This is a genomic window from Enterococcus sp. DIV0187, from assembly GCF_051713785.1.
GTDB classification, from domain to species: Bacteria; Bacillota; Bacilli; order Lactobacillales; family Enterococcaceae; genus Enterococcus_A; species Enterococcus_A avium.
The window spans coordinates 3448216-3466416 of the sequence record NZ_JBIOQO010000001.1 but is presented as its reverse complement, the minus strand read 5'-3'; the positions used below and the strand labels follow the sequence as shown (position 1 = coordinate 3466416).

Here is an 18201-nt window from a genome sequence, read left to right as displayed (position 1 = left end):
AACATATCTTTGATGATTTCAATTTCTTCCAAGACTGTGATGGTTGTATAAAAATTCTGTCCTTGTCACAAAGAAATATCCGTTATTATGCAAGTGGTCCAACAGTTTAACCAAAATACTCACAGTCCATGAAATAGTCGGCTTACGCTTTATCAAGAAAATATTCGAAGGAGTTTCGATAGTGTGGGTCGACGTTGGTAATTGTAAAATGCTCTAAATACTGACTATCTTTATTCAGATAACAGAGTGTCAATTAAAACTTGATGCCTGCTTTTCTTTTCCTAAACCTCACCCAAGGAAAACTTGTCTTGTTAAGTGGATTCGTGGTCGAATCAACAAAGGTAGCCATTAGAACATCTTTACTAATTTTAGCGATTGTATGAGAGAGCGAACTACAGCACAGGAAGTCAATCTCGACTACTGGGTTCATAAATGCATAATTCAATTCGAAAAGCTGAGTAGTTCTTCATAAACAGCGTGTAACATAGGTAGTGAAATTCTGTTTTTTTATTATAAGAATCCTCAATGTCAAATTCAGCTGGACAAATTCTCTTCATTCATATAACTCAAAAATACCTCCAATGGTGTTCGGTAATTCAATGACTTTCTAAGAATATGATCTCTCCTAAAAGCAACGAATTGAATAAATGACTCTGGTACGTTGGTAAAATCCATGTTTTTTCAAGCCGTTTTTACGCAATAATCCGTTAGAGCGCTCATTTAATCTACGTTGTGAAGGAGTATCTGCATCGGCAAAGTAAATGTCTATGTTGTTGACATTACTAATTTCTTTCCAGTTTAAAAATTCTTTTCCGCAATCAAATTTGATTGATTTAAACACGTGACGAGGAAATTTTTAGAACCATTAATTCATTCTGTGTTCAATATCTTTTGCCTGTAAGCCAGTAGATTTTAGCGTGATGATCACTTTGGTTAAGTGCTCCACCAAGAGGTAATAACTGTGCTTTTATGCTTCGCACCAACGATTCTATCTCCTTCGAGGTGACCAAATTCATCGGAATAATTTGAATACTCTTTGTTTCGTTGATGAATCAAGCGGCGAAAAGCTTGTTTTCCACGTTTTTCTTGATGTCTATTTGGTTTGCATTTTCCTTTAACTATAGAATAATGGTTTTTAAATAATTGTATTCCCCAAAAAAAGGGAGCCTCGGTAAAAAGTTAACGACTTTTTTAGAAAAAGTAACTTAATTAATTGCTGTAAATCAACTACTATACCAGCGATTGGATCAAGGGAAACTTCGTTGGCCGAGATCAAAAAAAGAAATTCGTTGTCTTATACACCAACAGATTTGATGGTTATTGGAAGGGTTAAGCATTGATCAGCCAAAAGCAAGTTCTGTTGGAAAACGTGGTATTTTTTAGTCCCAAAAAAATAAAGGAGTAACGACAAGAAGTTTTGGTTTCATGCGATTCCTCCTTCTTTTCGTGTCAATCCAACGGTATAATAATAACAGAATATATATGTAAAGTGGTTTGTTTGCTCGTTTCATCAAGAAAATAATAAAAGTGAAAATAACAAATTCAAACACACAATTAATCACTATGCTTCATGAGCAAATGCACGCAAATCAGGAACAATCAAAAGTAATTGATACACTGACTGAAGAAGTACAATTACTTAGAGAACAAATCACTTACTTGATCAATAAAATCTATGGAAAATCCAGGGAGACAGCGCCAGAACAACTCTCTGGTCAGATAAGCTTGTATCTATTTGATGTGCCTGAAACTCTACCACCTCTTACGGAAGAGATCACCATCAAAACTCATCAGCGAAAAAAAGGGTTGAAAGCAAAGAAACTGGCGGATTTTCCAACGAAAGAAGTTCATCATGAATTACCAGAAGGTGATCGTCTTTGCGGACACTGTGGAACTCTAATGATTGATATGGGAACAAAAAAGGTTCGAGATGAAATTGACTTTCATCAAGTACGAATCGAAACTCTTCAACATGTCCAACATAGTTATTGTTGTAAAGCGTGTGAACGAACAGGTGGACTTCTCAATCAGTTTTATCACGATCTACCGTGCTATTTACAACGGTATTTTCGATACAGAACCGCTCTCCCCTGGCAATAGAGGGCTGATCCGTTCATTACGCCATCGAGGAAAAACAAGACATACAAAAAATCATGTCGAAGCTCGTGGAAAAATACGCATTACGCATTCGATTCATGATCGTCCAAAATCCGCGAACGATAGAAGTGAGTTTGGACATTGGGAAGCCGATACCGTAGCTGGAAAAACTAGTGGTGCTTGTTTAGTGACTTTGACAGATCGAAAATCGCGATTCCTTTTAGCAGGAAAGGCACCAAGAAAGAAAGCTGCTTACGTGAGCGAAAAAATGATTGAACTTTTAAGCAGTATCCCCAATAAGGTGGTTAAAACGATCACTCCAGATAGAGGAAAAGAATTCTCCAATCACTTCGCAGTTACAGAAGCTTTGAATAATGTGCCCTTTTATTTTCCAGATCCGCATGCCTCTTGGCAACGAGGAACAAATGAAAATACGAATGGACTCATTCGAGAATACTTGCCGAAATCAAAAGAGATGGATACGGTAGTTGATTCAGTGATTTATCGGATGGTTGAAAAATTAAATAGCAGACCTAGAAAGTGTTTAGGTTGGAAAACACCTTATGAAGTCTTCTTTAATAAAGTGTTGCATTTGATTTGACAATTCAAGCTATAAAAAAGCACTCGTTCCAAGGCCTGGCGTCTCCAACAGTTTAGGCTCCAACAGCGTGATCACCGAAACGATCCGATTGAAGTTTGGTCAAAAAGTACCTGCCAATCGGCAGGTAAGCTATTGGCAAGGAACACTGGGTCTGGATATTTCTCGTGATAACATCACCAACTGGCATATCAAAGTTTGTCATAATGCATTAGACAGTCTAGCCCAACGATTAAAGGATCATTTAAACCAAGAGGATATCCTTCACGCCGATGAAACAACGTATCGGGTTATCGAGAAAGGCAAGAAAGATACTCATTACTGGCTATTCAGCACGGGAAAGTATAGCCCGCATCCAATCGTGTATTACCATCACGCAGAAACGAGAGCTGGTGAAGTGCCGAAGCAATTTCTGGCAGATTTCAACGGGTATCTGCATTGTGATGGCTACGCAGGCTATCACGCGGTGGAAAACGTCACACTCGTTTATTGTTTGGCTCATGCACGTCGGAAGTTTTTTGAAGCACTTCCAAAGAACAATAAAAACGAGGAAACGCCTGCTTGGATCGCTGTAAAAATGATCGATATCTGGTTCCGATTGGAACGAGAGTGGGTCGACTTATCCGCTGAAGATCGGCTGAAAAAACGCCAGGATTATTTAACCCCTCTATTCATCAATTTCTATGAATGGCTGGGCTCCTTTACAGCAGTTCCGAAATCCAAACTAGATACAGCGGTCAAATATGCGCTAAAGTTGCGTGGAGGATTTGAGCGGATTTTTGAGGATGGACGCTTGGAACTTAGTAATAACTTAGCGGAGCGCCAGATAAAAGAGCTGGTAATCGGTCGCAAGAATTCTATGCATTCGTGCAGTTTGGAAGGTGCTCGAACTTCGGGAATCATCCTAAGCGTGTATCGAACAGCTGAAGTAAATGGATTGAATCCAATGAAGTATTTGGAATTTCTATTTGATCGCATTCCTAATCTAGCGTATGTTTCTAATGAAACGTTGGATAAACTTTTACCTTGGCTGCCTCTAGCACAAGCAGAGTGCATCAAACAGTACGTAAAAACAACCAGATGACTTAAGTCCATTATAGGGCTCAGGTTATTTGGTGTGCAGATACTCAGTGATTAGGCACTTACTTTAGAACCTTTCGCCACCTTCGTATGCGAATTCTAATTCAACAGAACCTTTGCGACATTATTTGAGCAAAAAAACAAAAAGAAAAAAGGAAACGCCGAAGCATTTCCTTTCAGTGATTTAATGAAAACAACACGATTTGACTTAGAGCCAAGATAACTGCCTAGTCGTGTGAGTATCTCGATTATTCTATTGAATTTCTTCACCAACACTCATTGACGAAGACCCCGATTTTTTGAAAAGGAGTGCTTTATTTCATGTAGAATCAAATTTTTATACGTATGCTTATCGGCTATATTTCAGGGTGCTCGAGAAATAAAGCAAGCCAGTTTGACAATCGGCACATCTCACTTTTACAAAATAGTTGCATTTTTTCCCTTTCCACTATTAGTTAGTGTACTACAAATTCTTTCATCCTTCAGGATGAATGAGTTTACGAACTCATGGGTGTTTCACAAAGAGCCTCTTTTTCTGTCTAGTGTAGTTGATTTACAGCAATTAATTAAGTTACTTTTTCTAAAAAAGTCGTTAACTTTTTACCGAGACTTCCCTTTTTTTTTGGGGAATATATCTATATTAAAACCATTATTCTATAGTTAATAGATGAGCTAATTTCATAATTTTAGCTCTTACTACATCACTGTTTTCAAACTATATAAAAAGGAACCCCTCCGTTCAGGTACAATTAGGTTATCTTTGTCATACACGTATTCAAGAAGGCGGAAATGACTATTGTACAACAGTCTATGCTTATTCAGCTAGCTTATAATACCAAAAGATACGCGATCCAACGATTGAACAACTAAAAAATGGGGAGAAATAGTCGCGTAGCTTAAAAAAATATTCTTAAAATTGGACGAGTGTTTGCTTTTCTATAAAAGCGAAATGTGAAATTAGCTCAGGTAGCAAAGTTGACTATAAACTTGCAGTTATTTTATTCTTCGACAAAATTAGTTTATTTACTTGATTCGTAATGCTCTTCAAGTAAATTTTCATAGAATGCAGCTTTGGTAGCTGAAATATATGGATTTAACCATAAATAACCTATGCCAAAAGTTAATGTTGCTAAGATATGCCAGCCTACAAAAGTAAGATCTAACCAGAACAATTTTCTTTTGTACCCTTTCATCATATACCGACTAGCAGTAATCGTGTCAAAGGTTTTGTTTTTTTTATTTTCTTTATTGATGTGATCGTAATAAATAAAATAACTTTGTGAATAAGCATACATCTTTACGATCCCAGGGATAATCAATACTAGCGTCCAAAGGGAGATAAAAAGATTCGTTGTTAATGCCAGTAAAATTACGCCTACTAAAAATGGACGTTGAAATCCTCGCAAGGCGTCTTTCAGCGGATGAATCCGTGTCTTTGTTCCACGAATCAATTCTAGGTATGTCCAAGAAATGCCGCTCATAAATAGGGTACTAATAATTACACCGATTAAACTAGTCCCTGGAAAACTTCCATCTCTTTGTTGTATAACTGGAAAAGAATGAATCCACGTATTTCCTATGGTTGTCTTCATCACCATTAACAAGATAGGTATTCCGATTATCACTAAAACAGCTGCCATAATTAACGTAGGAATCAGATTCAATAGAACGGCATTTCCCCATTTTCCTCTCAAACTAACTTTTGCTTCTTTTTTTAATTCCGCTGTTGTCTTCATAAGCTCAACATTCTCCTTTGATTTAATCTGTGTATCTTCCTATCTTGTGTTTCTTGTCTTGCGAGTAGATTCCCTCTTTCACATGATTATTTGTTTTTGCAATAGTTATTATAGTTTCTCTGACTACTTATTTTTTCGAATAATTTGATCACTCAGTAAAATAGTATGTATACATATTTTGAACCTACTACAGATAGCTTTTATCTATACTAAGGAATGACTAATCAGCGTACTTATTCCTAGCAATCCCTTTTAAATCATAGGAAAACAATTCTTCACGAATTCGTTGTAATTCTGGCAAATCAAAGACATAGGATATTTTTAATTTTGGACACTTAAGCTTTGCCAATAACTCATATCCCGTATCATAAAGTAATAAATCATTCTCTGTATAATCCTCAGAAGATTTCCATGGGTCAAACTGTCGAATTTCAGTTAATGCTCCATATTCATGACTCAATACTTCTTTGGCTAATAAATAATCCGCGTAAAAACTAGTTAACAAATAAATCCGTTTTGGTCGAGTCCGTTTACGTAATAAGAAAAATAATTTGGAAGCTAAATATTTGATGTGATCGTCCGAAAAAATCAATGGAATCCCTGTTTTTTCATTCCACTTCAAGAGAATCTGTCTAATTCTATTAACAATATCCTTAGGCACCTCAACTGTGTTTCCTAATTCAATATGTTCTTCCGGAATAAGCATTTGCAAATTAAAAATACATTTTCGTATAAACGTAATTAAAGAGGCTTCGAATAGCGGTTCCTCGCCTAAGGAAACTTGAAATTCTTCTTCAAAAAAAGCAAGTAAATCTTGATAGCACAAACGGCTAGAACTGGTAATTAACTCTACATATGAATAATAGGTATCTCGATGCTCTTCATCTTCGTAATAGTTGGCATTCATAATATTGAACACTAAAGCGTAATAAAAAACCTCTTCCTCTGGAATATTGACATGTAACTCCTCTTTCAAAAAATGATAGATTGGTTTTGACAATCGCTGATATATCGGGGTATTTTTAAGCAAACTAACAGATTCTTCATCAAATAGAATCGGCGTTTTTTTCTTTCGATCAAAATCTAATTGAAACAAGATACTCGCATATTCTTTTGAGTAATTCGACAACAAACATTTTTCAACCTTCTCGACCTCATCAAATAACTTTTCAAAACGGTAACTGTTGTATTTTGAAATAGGAATGAAATCAATCCCGACTTTCATTTGAAAAAAAGTAATCAGGAATCGCATGCGACATTCATTATTCACAATAGGTTCATTAGTAACCTTTATATCTAATTCCTCTACATAATGAATCACTTTATTCTTTAGTTCATAAGCTTTTGAAACAGAAATAAATTCTTCGTCAGCGAATTTACCAGTCTGAGTAAAATTATTTTTCAAAAAGAAACAGCAAGCTCTTACAAACAAGGAATCTGAATAAATTTGCTTTAAATAATTACGTTTGCTTTTTATTTTTTTGTTCAAAATCGAATATCCTGTTGTTTCTGATACAATCAAGGGCTCGTGTGCCGCACAATAGTACAAATTAATTGATTTTACATCTGATTTTATGGTCGTTGCTGTTACATTGAGCATAAGTGCAATCTCATTAGACGTTAATTGTTCATTTTCCCACAGTAAAGTAATGAGATCTACTTTTCTAGCCAATTCTTTTTCAACATATCTCTCAAACATAATTTCTCCTATCAGTTTATAATAATATAATTATAAACCATTCCACATAATTTATTAAGTTCAAATTATTTCATGCAAAACCAATTACTTAAGTATTACTATTCGAGTCGTTCTGTTTTTAAATGTACTATCACATTATGATTTTTTCATCATACTTAACAATCACTAGCAACTAAGAGTATTGACAGAAGAACAATCTAGATTTCTGCACTCGTAAAACTGTATAAGTAAGATATTTATACTTTTACATTTACAGCACAAACTCACAAAATGAACAGATACAGCATTTTTAACAACTCTACTTTTCTTAGTAATTGCTGTTGAACAACTTATAAAATTGGCTGGACAGAATTTCTTGGGACAGATACTCCCATTTATTTTTGTTTAATTACTTGCACGAACCAGTCTTTTGCTTTTGATCATGCGCATTAGGATCAATCATTGCTGTGTACCAATCAAGAACTTCTTGGTTGCATCTATACCCCTCTCCCCACGTGGTATAGATGCAATCATTTTCAAAACCCATTAAAGCAAATTTATTCTTTAATTTGCTGATCAAAAAGGATAGATGAGAAAGCATTGAATTGGTTGCCTTCTTTTTCCAAAGCTGATAGCAAATTTCATTTCTTGAAACGGTTTGATTAGGATACTTACATAAAATACAGACTAACAATCGTTCTAATTTTGAAAAATTCGGAACCCTATACAATTTCACAAGATTGCTTTTAGGATTTTGTTCATCAACAATGGATAAACACTCAAAATCCGTAAGCAGCTCTCTAATTTCGCTTTTTGTCACATCTGGATGAATCCATCCTTTCAAACCGCAGGATTTCATTTCTTTCATTACTTCCTCTTCTGGTTTGGAGTCGTCTTTTCTAACAATTGAGAAAGAATAAGGCTGAAGTTCATTTAATAAATAAACTACCTCCCTATCGGAAATTGTTTCACTTAAAAGAATCGTATCGTAACAATCCTTGATCTTTTGCATAATAGGTGTAGAAACTTCTTTTAATAATTTCTCTAAAAAACTATTTGTACAAAACACTTCAAAGCTTAACTGTTGAAGTACATTTTGAAATTCCTGATCCACTAAAACATTTTTGGTTAAAAATAAAATTTTCTTCAAGTAAACGTTCTCCTTCTTTATTAATGATTTCTAAAACTATTCTTTCCTTTGATGGTCTTCCAATTCCGCCTGAATCGCCACGATACAAAATACACAAAAAGTTACGAATGGAGCGAAACACGAAATTAGAGTAATGATAAATAGAAGCATATGCTGTCCTTTCTTGTTTAAAACATTTGTAGTAAGTTATATCTCTAACACATTAAAAAAATTAGATAGATTTTCCACATTTGATTTTCTTTAAAATTCTTCACGGATTGACACAAGAAAAGAACATTCTTATCTTGCTAATACAATTCGATTAACACTATCTGTAATACAGGTCTGTAACGAAATTCGCTCTCCACCGTCATCGATTACTCTAGGCCAGGTATCGTCTGTTGGGTTGTCCGCGTTCATGCCATTATCGTTTACGTTCAATACCTCATATACCGTATAAATTTTTGAATGCCCTTGATTATCTACCACAGTAATCGGAGTACCAACTGTGATATTCATGACCGGTGAAAAATCCCCAGGATTGTGACCAATAAAATGAGTGGGTGCATTATCATCCACCGCTCCCGTACCAGTCCACGTACCACAGTCAGCAGCAGGAGCACTTCCTGCCCCATTTGTATGGCTATAAGGAATCGTCACTCCTAAAAAAGACACAGTGGCATTTACCGATTTTTCGAACTTTTTAGATGTAATCCCTTCTTGAGGAATAGCCGCATCATCGACTATTTGATTTTTTGCTTCATTATTTTGCTCAGAACTTACTGATACTGCCGGAGTCTTAGGTTCCGATTTATTTTCATTTTCCACCACAGTGACCTTTCGAACCGCCTTTGTTTCATTCCCTGCATGATCTTTTAGCTTATAGTTAATAGAATAAATCCCCGGTGTACTTGGAACAGTAGCTAGTGAAGCCTGAATTTTATCAGATATATCGCCATCTACATTATCCTGTCCTTTAACTCCTTGAAGTGGTTGAAATAATGCTGCTTGATCAATTGAAAGTGTAGTATTCTCGATATTTTTAATTTCAGGGCTTTGTTTATCCACAACTGTCAGCTCAAATTCTCTCTTAGTTTCATTGCCAGCTTTATCAAAAGCCTCTACCTCAACAATATTTTTACCAAGTCTATGCGTATTCAAATTATGAATATGAATTTTCTCAGAGGATTCTAGTCCGTCATGTCGATCCTCTGCTTTAAAAAGCGTCTCTGATTTAAGATTACTTCCATAACAAACTGTTTTAATTAATTGCGTGATACTCGGTCCAGTTTTGTCAGTAAAAGAAACAGTTGTTTTTATCTTTGTAGTATGAAAAAGACCATCTTTATCGTTAAATTCCACATAGTAAGTTCCCTCACTTTTTAATGGGTTAGGAATTTTTCTGAACCTTAAGTCTCGATCTGCGATCTGATATTTTTTCTCAAGTTTTGTTTTGATCATTGATGCAGAAACCAGCTTTTCCTTTTCTGAATCAAAAGAAACCGTGCATATTCGAACATCGGAAGTTTGTGCATGAAACTCCTTACTGTTGGCAATTACTGCCAAACTTAAAACTATTACTATACTAAACACAACTAAGATCTGTTTCTTCATAATCTTCCTCCCAACTTTGCTATAAAGAAGATTACTCTATAAAAGAAAAAAAATTTCCTTATATTTACACCCTTGGGTAAACGAATAAGTAAGTGATTGCTTTCTAAATAAGTTATTTTTAATAATTTCGCTCCAGTAAATTCAATGGTGTTAGGATGATTTAGTGGACATATTTTTGAGAAGACTATAATATCTTCAAACGAAAGGAAGTTCACCAAATGAAAAAGTATAGTCAAGAAAAAAAGACATGATCCTTCAACTTGTCGCAACTGGCAAACCAGTCGCCGAAATTTCCCGTGATCCCTTGAATATGGCATTGCAGAACAAACAATTTATAAATGGAAGAAAAGCAATCCTCCCGTTACTGGCAGTTCGCTGACTCCCGATCAGATCAAATAAATGGAAAAAGAAATGGCTCATCTGCGTCAAGAGAACGAAATCTAAAAAAAGCAATGGCTATATTCACGAAGTAACTTTACACAGTAAAAGTCTTTTCATTAAAAACGAAAGCGATAAGTATCCGACTCGAATGCTTTTACGAGTAATGGGGGAGGCTCCGAGCACGTAATACAAAGAGCTCAAACATCAGCCAGTAATTGCGAGCTTGAGAACGAACAAATCGATCAGACAATCCTGACACTCTACACCAACAGCAAAAAACGGTATGTTCCATGGAAAACCCATCACCAGCTTATAAAACAAGGCTTTGATTTATTTATCAAACGAGGGCAAAAACGGATGCGCAGTCTTGACATCCATCTCATCACTGGAAAAATATCGACCAATCAAGGCTGCTAATGGCGTTTCTTGATTAAACGTTCGATCTGACTTTCTTACACGCAGAAGGTTCCACGTTGAAATGAGCGAGTGTATACATTGATTGTAATCCTCGCTGTTTCATGATTCACCCGATTCTGCGTCGACTAACTTGGAGTCCAAGATTGGCTAAGTTTCTTTAATTTTCGTATGTTAGAGTCTTTTCGATTACGGAAAACTTCTTCTTGAATGAGTTCTTCTAACTCAGTTTCGCTTTCGTCCTCCTTTGCTTGAAATTTTTGAAAAAGAATTTTTTCACATTTTTTCGGAATCTATACAAAGAGAGGGGCTATTACATAAGCAAAAAAAGATAACCACGAGCCCCTGTTCGGAACTTGTAGTCATCTTTTTGCTAACTTGATCTAATTTCAGAATGATTTAAAATTCGTTTTTTCAGCGTACATAAAAAAGAAACGTCCTCCAATTCGTAAAACAAATGCATGGAAGAATCTTTATGCTAAACACAGTGCTGTTGGATGGATATACGAGGGCTTGAAGGAAAATATAAAGCTAACCACTACCTGTAAACCTGCGACTACGAAAAAAGCCCTCCATCTTTTGAAAGACATGATTAACTAGAAACAGTACTTCGCTCTAATTATTGTGGTTGTAGCCATAAGAAAAATAAGATAGCTGATCTAAAAAATAAGTATTAATCATCGCATCATCCTGAGCTATTAATACTTCAGCTAACTCAAACATGCTAGTTACGATTGAATCTTGAACTTTCCCTACAATCAAATACCCCGTTGAAAAATCTGAGCTGGGAACTATCAGACCCACTAGATTACACATATTCACTACACGAATAAACCCCTTTTTTCCCTGAACCTGCATCGCTCTCGTTTGTTCATCAAAATGTCCAAAAAGGGTCTCTCCGATTCCATAAGTATCAATAGGCCCCTCTTTTGAAACAACAATATCAAAATCAGAAAGAAGCACTTCCAGAGCATTGATTAGATCTTCTCTACTCGCTTCATATTTATAATCAAAATTATGGGGTTCTACTATCATAAATTGATTCTTTGAAAACCAGTCATTTTCAGAAATCTCAGAATCAACAGCAAGCTTAATCGCCTTTTTTTCTAAATCCTCATTTATGAATAGTTTTGAAGCCTTCTTTATTAACTCCAAATCTCTACTGATAAATCCAAGAGACGGGGTAAAAAGAATGCCATCTGTTGATGTCTTTGAAAATCTTGAGTAATCTATCCATTCCGATCCAAGATTAGGATGAATATATCCAATTAAATTCAACGCAGCTGCAGGAGATAGTACTGAACCTCCACCATCTGTTCCAACTCCAAGATCGTTTATTCCATAAAAAACATTCAATGCTGTACCGCTTGATGATCCAGTCATGAATCTTCCTGTAATTGGATTCTTTAAGTCAATATCAATCCCTCTCCCTTTATGACTTACCTTATCAATCGTGTGAAGATGAAACCCATTTTGTTCTAAGTGATTTAGAAATGATTCTGAAATCAACGGTGCTTGCTTGACACCTATATAGTAGTCATTTTCAGAATTGATATTTGTAATGCAATTAGGATAAACGGTAATAACTGATTGAAATAAATTTGCCATTGCCATGCTTGTTTTCAGTGAATACTCTTGAATTCTTTGAAATTCCATATCCATCCCTCCATAAAAAGCTCGATCTACCTAGTTTATCACCGTAGATCGAGTACATCGAATTAGATTGATAATAATTCTGCTAAAAATGATTTCCCATTCTGCGGAGCATCAACATTGAAATAATCAGCAACTGTTGCTCCTACGTCAGCCAGGGTTTCTCGCTCACCAACATATCTTCCATGAATCCCTGGACTATAAATTAGTAATGGTACCCGTTCTCTCGTATGGTTGCTATGACCGATTGTAGGATCATTCCCGTGGTCTGCCATAACAATTAGGATATCCCCCTGATTCAAATACGGAATCAATTCCTTGATTCGTCGATCACTGAGTTCTAGTCGATCTGAATATCTATCAACGTCTTCTGCGTGACCAGCTAAATCTGTTTCTTGAATATTCAACGCAATGAAACCATGTTCTACCGCATTTATTTCTTGAATTAAGTCATCGAAAAGTCTATTTGAGTCGACTCCTGGAAATAATCGTTTACTCTCAGTCTGGATAATATCCGCTACTTTACCAAGAAAAGAGACAGGAATTTCTCCTTTATCTAAAATCGTAGGCGTTTGCACGTTTTTGTCGATACCATAACCTAGATGGACAACTTGATAACCGTGATCATAAACCCCTGATTCAGGAGCATCTACCCCAGCAATCTCATTATTTTTAACCTTTCTTGCCTTCAACAAATTATCCAATGTAATTTGCTGTCCTCCGAATGTTATAACTCTAGACACTTGAACAACCTCTCGAACAGCATGCCCAAGTTTTTTTAGATCTTCAAAACTGATTAAATCTAAACAAGCGGATACATTATAAACTTGCCCATAATCCGTTTCCAGATTATCACCTACGGTTGCTACTTCATTAACCACCAAGATTTGTGTTCCTTTTTCACCTATACGTCTAACATTGTAGCCGTGCTTAATAAGATTTTCTTCAATTTCATCAATTTTCTGATTGAAAGGCTGAATTAAAGGTATTTTAGGTGTGGTTCCCATAATCTCTTGGTGTCCTAAAAAGGAATCTGCTCCGTGATGAGCTAAATTACTGGTTCCATAGTTTGCCTCTTTTGAAAATTTATGGTTGCCTATTTCATATCCAAGAGCATTCATTAACCCTAATTTTTCAAGAGTTGGAATATGAATGGCTTCATTCTTTTGTATAATATGTCCTGCTGTGCTACTTCCGATGTCTCTTGGACGAACTTCCTTTACATCTTCCATCGCTCCAACGCCAAAACTATCTAAAACAATTACGACAAATCTTCCCATTGTTTCACCTTCTAATCAAATTTCCTAGACTGTCATAAATTCCTTCAATTCTTGTTGTTCCTTTTTGAATACCAGATACTACTGCTACATCACTTCTAGTGACAAAAATTTGTGTTCGAAACGCGGCAATAACCGTTGATCCTATCGGGTGCTCATTTTGAGTTGAAAGATAGTAATCAATATTCTCATCACTGAATGAGTTAACAGCATCCCTCACTAAGGTGTCTTCATTTCCAATCAAAGCTGATTCAAAATGCCCTCTACGATAGTAGCCTCCTCCATAAAAATAAGCCTGTCCATCTAAATTATGTGAGACTTCGCTTACATATACCATTGCTGGTTTTTCAGGTAAATCTATTTTGGCATGCAAAGGTGTAGTTCCTGTTAATGCATGTCCAGGCTCCCCTTGTGTGCCTCCAATCCTCTTGATTAGTGGCATGGTTTCGTGACAGGTGGCTGATGGAATATTCACCTCAGTAATTTCAATACCTGATTCTTTAAATATCATTTTTGCTTTTTTTATCGTTTCAACATTCTTTGTCGGTAATAATTTCGATTCACCATCAAAGAGAAAACATGGAAAAGAAGTTACACCTGCAATTTCAACTAAATCTGTTTCATTTGATAAATGAGCGATACTTGGTAATTCATCTAAGTGAAAGCCGCCAAATTGACCTTCATATATTTGGTCATCCTTTTCAATTACTTTGACTAAAACTTTTTGTTTTATGTTCAACTCGATTGCAATATTGATAATTTGCTGTAATGATTCCAAAGAATAGATTGTAATGTACTCTGTCCCGTAAAGCATGATCCTTTTTAAAAGTTGCTGGGGGATTTGAACCAAATGTCCAACATTTCCAAGTGGCAGCCCTTGTTCCATCATGATTAATGCTTCCTTGAAGTCCACAACAACAGCTTTTTCGATTCCTGCATCATGAATTTTTTGCGCAACATATGGATTCCGACCAAATTGCTTTGTCATGTAAAATAATTGAATCCCTTGTTTTTTTGCATCTTGAACAAGACTGATTGTATTTTCTTCAATTGTATCAAGGTCCAAGATATAAGTATCTGGAAGGATTAACCCTTTTTGATGAAGTTCAACTGCTGCATCAATCAATTTTGAATTTCTTCGGGCAGTGACATCTAAAAACATCCTATTCCTCCCTTAGCATATTGATGATATGAAGATAAAAGTAATCTAACTCTGCATCATCAAAGTGCTTATTTGAGGTCATTTCTTGAAGGTCTTGCCATAATTCTTTTGAGTGAAGAAATTTTGCATCTGCTTCAATTTCTGCGCGGATAAACGACTCTAAGTCATTTATGGTCTCGCTTTTCTTTCTACGCATATCAGCCATAGCTAGATGAGTCAAAAAGACATCTGCTTTTTGTTCTTCCTCGATAATGTCATTTTTAAGTAAATAATCTAAAACACTTAAAACGTATTCGTGTGTTTCTTGATCAATAATGTTAGAGCTAAGTAATATTGCTAATTTTTCTCGAATCATGATATTCCCCCTAGTTACTAATAAATTGTTTTATTTATTGAAGGATCGTTTTCATGGCGTATAAGTAAAAATTTTTTTATGGGAAAGAAGTATTTTAAGGAACTAGTACTGAGGAATCATTTTTCCATCACACACTTCTTTTTGAATAAACAGAATTTTTTCCTTGTCTACACTTTTTTGGAAGAATGCTTTCATTGATGAATCATCTTTTTGAGTAATGATTACTGATGTGCTCATATCATTCTCCATTTCACTTTCAGTCAAAGGAACATGGTGAAATCCTTGATAGTTCTTATCACGTATTTCATCAAAGTTCCAGATACCGGCATCAATTTGTCCTTTTTGAAGAGCTGCAATAATTTGATGTCCTTGCATTTCAACGTACTCTACTTGTTCATCTTTAATTATCGCTTTAGTCAAAAGCTGCTGATCAATTGAGCTATAGTCAATGGCTATCTTCATATTCTTTTCAATCTTCTTCTGATTCTTATCTCGAAAAAGCAAGACGTGCTCACTTAGATAAGAATGTCGACCAAAATTAAGACTAATTTCTATTGGTTCTCCATTAGAGATTGCTTGCTCTGCGGCAAATTTCGAAACAACAGCGAAACGGTAAGTTTTATTTGCAATAGAACGTACTCTTTCCTTCGAACCTCGAATATAGGCCAAGTTCAACTTAATATTATTTTCCTTGAACACATCGTAAATTCCAGTAGCCAATCCTTCATAAAGCTTTGAATATGGTAAAGTCATCGTTCCAAGAATAGTGTCTGATAACGCATATTCTTGTAAAATACTATAATCAATGTCTTCAATAAATGTTCCCATATGTCCGTGACTTTTTACTTTGATTGCTTCTACTTCTTTCAAAAATGTCCAAGCGTTTTGTACTGTTCCCCGAGAAACTTCAAACTTTTTTTGATATTCAGTCACACTTAGTACCCGATCACCCTTTTTTTTCTGTAATAGATCGGAAGCCAAATAGTTTACAACAAGTCCCTTTTTCTTTAAAAATTCTTCTCCCATATAAACCCCTCATTCTTTAAATACTCGCCATCGCCTTTTTTAAAATATTGATAATCGTATCCGCTCCCGCTCTATTAGGATTGATACGAATCATTGTGTCTTCTGCGGTAGGATCTGCTTTTCTAAAAGTTCCCGACACCCTATAAACTAACGGTGCAAATTCATATTTAGATTCTGCTCCTACTGGATTTGGTAAAGCTCCAAACTTCGTCGCTGCCTTAATTATCTTTTTTGCATTTGGTTTAGTAATCTTCACTACAATCACTTTTGATTGAGCGTTAACAATAAAGGCTTCTTCCAATCCTTCAATTTCATGGTTATTGATCCGATCGCTGACTTCTTCACTAACTCGCGCTGAAATAGCTAAAGATACTGGAGCATAAATCATGCCTCTTAATACATCTATTGATTCATGGCCTTGAACCTGACCGCCACCCGAGTAGTTCTCTTTCTTCAGTCGTTCAATCGCATCACTGTCTCCAACGATACAGCCTATTCCTTCAGGACCTAACAGCTTAAATGTCGAAAAACAAGCTAACGTTGCTCCAAATTGTGATCCGATTCCCTCTGTTTTTAATGCAGAATAATTGTCATCCGTCACAATAGGTATTTCTTTTTTCAATGAGCGAATATTTGAGATCAAATTTTTCAGATCGTATAAATCATCAATTTTTTGACGGGTTACTTGAATCAAAATCCCATCAATTTTTTTCTCTTTAAGTATTTCTATAACACTATTAAGATCATTGAAATCTGCATAAACTAAGTTTATACCTAGCATATCAATAGAGACTTGGGTTGTTGGATATACTGGAGCATCATGAACCATTAATGTTTTTCCCACTCCGACAACAGCATGTAGCGCAAGTCTAATTGCATTCGTTCCTGAACCACGTACTAGCATAGCAGCTTCAGCACTGAAAAAATCAGCCAATACTTTTTCAACTTTGTTGGTAGTTCTTGGTTGATTCAATCCTTTGACTACTCCGAGATCTCCTCTAGTTAAAATTTCATCACCAGAAAAATGGTTCGTAATTGAATCTACCAATTTGAATTGCAACTTTGTAGCTTCTTCGATTGTTAAACTTTTCAAAGGAAATGCTTCCATAGTGTCGATCCACTCCTAATTCATAAATGTTTGAGGATTATATTGAAGCATTTTTTTGATAAAATGTTCAGAAACACCTATTTCGAGTGCTAATGGGACAAACTTATCTAGCAAGTAAGAATAACCGATTCCACCCTTGTACTCCAAATTCGATTTCCGTGTAATATCCATAGAAAGAAAAACTTTATCATCATATCCTCTTTTTTCTATTTCTTTTAACATCGTAGCTCGTAATAAATCTGGTTGATAGTTTTCTTTACCAACTGTGTCAAATTCAACATACACTCCTTGATCCAACATATGCAAGATGTAATCGACATTTCCTGTTAGATCAACGTGTCCAATAACAATTTTTTCTAAATTCGCATTATGCTTTTTAAAGAAATCAACTTGCTCGTGTCCATAGGTTCCTAAAGTAGTATGTGTAGTAATTGGGACTCCAGTATGTTCTTGAGCTATCACTGAAGCAGTAAAAACCTTACATTCACGCTCAGTCATAATATCTTTACTTGTCCCTATTTCACCAATGATTTGAGCTTTAATTGATGTATCAGCAATTCCACTTTCAATTTCTTTAACCATGAATTCCGTCAATTGATTAACAGTTGCATTTGTTACGAATTCTGGAAGGAATTTATCCTGATAAAATCCAGTAGATTGAACGACATTTATTCCTGATAAATCAGCAACTTTTTGAACATACTCCGGATTTCTTCTCATATCCATATTCGTCACATCAACAATATTACGCACACCTTTAATATACAATTTTTTGTATTCTGAAACAGTTTCATCAAAACAATTTAAATTTGTGTCATCAATATTTTTTAAACGTGATAAATCAATCGTTGTGTGCTCATGCATGTAAGTTATTCCATCAAGTAACATCTAGT

At 35.4% G+C, this 18201-nt stretch carries 12 protein-coding genes and 4 pseudogenes; 3 read left to right on the top strand and 13 right to left on the bottom strand.

The genetic code is table 11. The annotated features are described in order from the left end of the window. Positions 1-534: 534 nt before the first annotated feature. Positions 535-1119: pseudogene (locus IGI52_RS16965) on the bottom strand (IS30 family transposase); the annotation flags it as partial. A gap of 444 nt (positions 1120-1563) precedes the next feature. Between IGI52_RS16965 and IGI52_RS16960 the strand changes: the two are divergent. The 3 genes and pseudogenes from IGI52_RS16960 to tnpC all read left to right on the top strand — a co-directional run. After that, the gene (locus IGI52_RS16960; protein WP_438782256.1) at positions 1564-2100 is read left to right on the top strand and encodes an IS66 family transposase zinc-finger binding domain-containing protein; all 537 of its coding nucleotides are present in this window, start codon (positions 1564-1566) and stop codon (positions 2098-2100) included. After that, positions 2009-2698: pseudogene (locus tag IGI52_RS16955) on the top strand (IS30 family transposase); the annotation flags it as partial. The gene IGI52_RS16960 and the pseudogene IGI52_RS16955, both read left to right, overlap by 92 nt. Before the next feature lie 4 nt (positions 2699-2702). After that, positions 2703-3779, top strand: a pseudogene (gene tnpC / locus IGI52_RS16950) (IS66 family transposase); the annotation flags it as partial. Between the two features lie 1015 nt (positions 3780-4794). On the opposite strand, the gene IGI52_RS16945 reads toward tnpC, so the two are convergent. From IGI52_RS16945 to IGI52_RS16890, 12 genes and pseudogenes are all read right to left on the bottom strand, one after another. Then, positions 4795-5511 carry a DUF975 family protein gene (locus tag IGI52_RS16945; protein WP_438781819.1) on the bottom strand — a complete coding sequence of 239 codons (717 nt, stop codon included), beginning with the start codon at positions 5509-5511 and terminating at the stop codon, positions 4795-4797. Positions 5512-5731: 220 nt separating this feature from the next. Then, positions 5732-7210: a helix-turn-helix domain-containing protein gene (locus tag IGI52_RS16940; RefSeq protein WP_438781817.1), complete on the bottom strand. Its 1479-nt coding sequence runs from the start codon at positions 7208-7210 to the stop codon at positions 5732-5734. A gap of 388 nt (positions 7211-7598) precedes the next feature. After that, a complete protein-coding gene (locus tag IGI52_RS16935) occupies positions 7599-8339 on the bottom strand; it encodes a winged helix-turn-helix domain-containing protein (protein WP_438781815.1) in 741 nt (246 codons plus the stop codon). A gap of 279 nt (positions 8340-8618) precedes the next feature. Continuing rightward, entirely contained in the window at positions 8619-9932 is a 1314-nt protein-coding gene (locus tag IGI52_RS16930; RefSeq protein ID WP_438781813.1) for an immunoglobulin-like domain-containing protein, read from the bottom strand. Between the two features lie 820 nt (positions 9933-10752). After that, a pseudogene (locus IGI52_RS16925) lies at positions 10753-10984 on the bottom strand (IS3 family transposase); the annotation flags it as partial. A 358-nt stretch (positions 10985-11342) separates the two neighbouring features. Then, the gene (locus IGI52_RS16920; protein WP_438781812.1) at positions 11343-12383 is read right to left on the bottom strand and encodes an amidase family protein; all 1041 of its coding nucleotides are present in this window, start codon (positions 12381-12383) and stop codon (positions 11343-11345) included. Between the two features lie 62 nt (positions 12384-12445). Beyond that, entirely contained in the window at positions 12446-13660 is a 1215-nt protein-coding gene (locus IGI52_RS16915; protein ID WP_438781810.1) for a phosphopentomutase, read from the bottom strand. Positions 13661-13664: 4 nt separating this feature from the next. Beyond that, positions 13665-14819, bottom strand: coding sequence for a YhfX family PLP-dependent enzyme (locus IGI52_RS16910; RefSeq protein WP_438781808.1), 1155 nt, complete (start codon positions 14817-14819; stop codon positions 13665-13667). A 1-nt stretch (position 14820) separates the two neighbouring features. Continuing rightward, positions 14821-15174, bottom strand: coding sequence for a hypothetical protein (locus tag IGI52_RS16905; protein WP_438781806.1), 354 nt, complete (start codon positions 15172-15174; stop codon positions 14821-14823). 102 nt (positions 15175-15276) lie between these two features. Beyond that, positions 15277-16200, bottom strand: a complete 924-nt coding sequence (yhfZ, locus tag IGI52_RS16900) for a GntR family transcriptional regulator YhfZ (protein ID WP_438781804.1) — start codon at positions 16198-16200, stop codon at positions 15277-15279. 16 nt (positions 16201-16216) lie between these two features. Next, a complete protein-coding gene (locus tag IGI52_RS16895) occupies positions 16217-17308 on the bottom strand; it encodes an aminotransferase class V-fold PLP-dependent enzyme (RefSeq protein WP_438781802.1) in 1092 nt (363 codons plus the stop codon). A 15-nt stretch (positions 17309-17323) separates the two neighbouring features. Then, a complete protein-coding gene (locus tag IGI52_RS16890; RefSeq protein WP_438781801.1) occupies positions 17324-18196 on the bottom strand; it encodes a phosphotriesterase family protein in 873 nt (290 codons plus the stop codon). Between the last annotated feature and the right edge of the window lie 5 nt (positions 18197-18201).

Bases quoted from the DNA above. Each gene is read 5' to 3' on its own strand.
- IGI52_RS16960 (WP_438782256.1), top strand. From the start codon at position 1,564: ATGCTTCATGAGCAAATGCACGCAAATCAGGAACAATCAAAAGTAATT.
- IGI52_RS16945 (WP_438781819.1), bottom strand. From the start codon at position 5,511: ATGAAGACAACAGCGGAATTAAAAAAAGAAGCAAAAGTTAGTTTGAGA.
- IGI52_RS16940 (WP_438781817.1), bottom strand. From the start codon at position 7,210: ATGTTTGAGAGATATGTTGAAAAAGAATTGGCTAGAAAAGTAGATCTC.
- IGI52_RS16930 (WP_438781813.1), bottom strand. From the start codon at position 9,932: ATGAAGAAACAGATCTTAGTTGTGTTTAGTATAGTAATAGTTTTAAGT.
- IGI52_RS16920 (WP_438781812.1), bottom strand. From the start codon at position 12,383: ATGGAATTTCAAAGAATTCAAGAGTATTCACTGAAAACAAGCATGGCA.
- IGI52_RS16915 (WP_438781810.1), bottom strand. From the start codon at position 13,660: ATGGGAAGATTTGTCGTAATTGTTTTAGATAGTTTTGGCGTTGGAGCG.
- IGI52_RS16910 (WP_438781808.1), bottom strand. From the start codon at position 14,819: ATGTTTTTAGATGTCACTGCCCGAAGAAATTCAAAATTGATTGATGCA.
- IGI52_RS16905 (WP_438781806.1), bottom strand. From the start codon at position 15,174: ATGATTCGAGAAAAATTAGCAATATTACTTAGCTCTAACATTATTGAT.
- yhfZ (WP_438781804.1), bottom strand. From the start codon at position 16,200: ATGGGAGAAGAATTTTTAAAGAAAAAGGGACTTGTTGTAAACTATTTG.
- IGI52_RS16895 (WP_438781802.1), bottom strand. From the start codon at position 17,308: ATGGAAGCATTTCCTTTGAAAAGTTTAACAATCGAAGAAGCTACAAAG.
- IGI52_RS16890 (WP_438781801.1), bottom strand. From the start codon at position 18,196: ATGTTACTTGATGGAATAACTTACATGCATGAGCACACAACGATTGAT.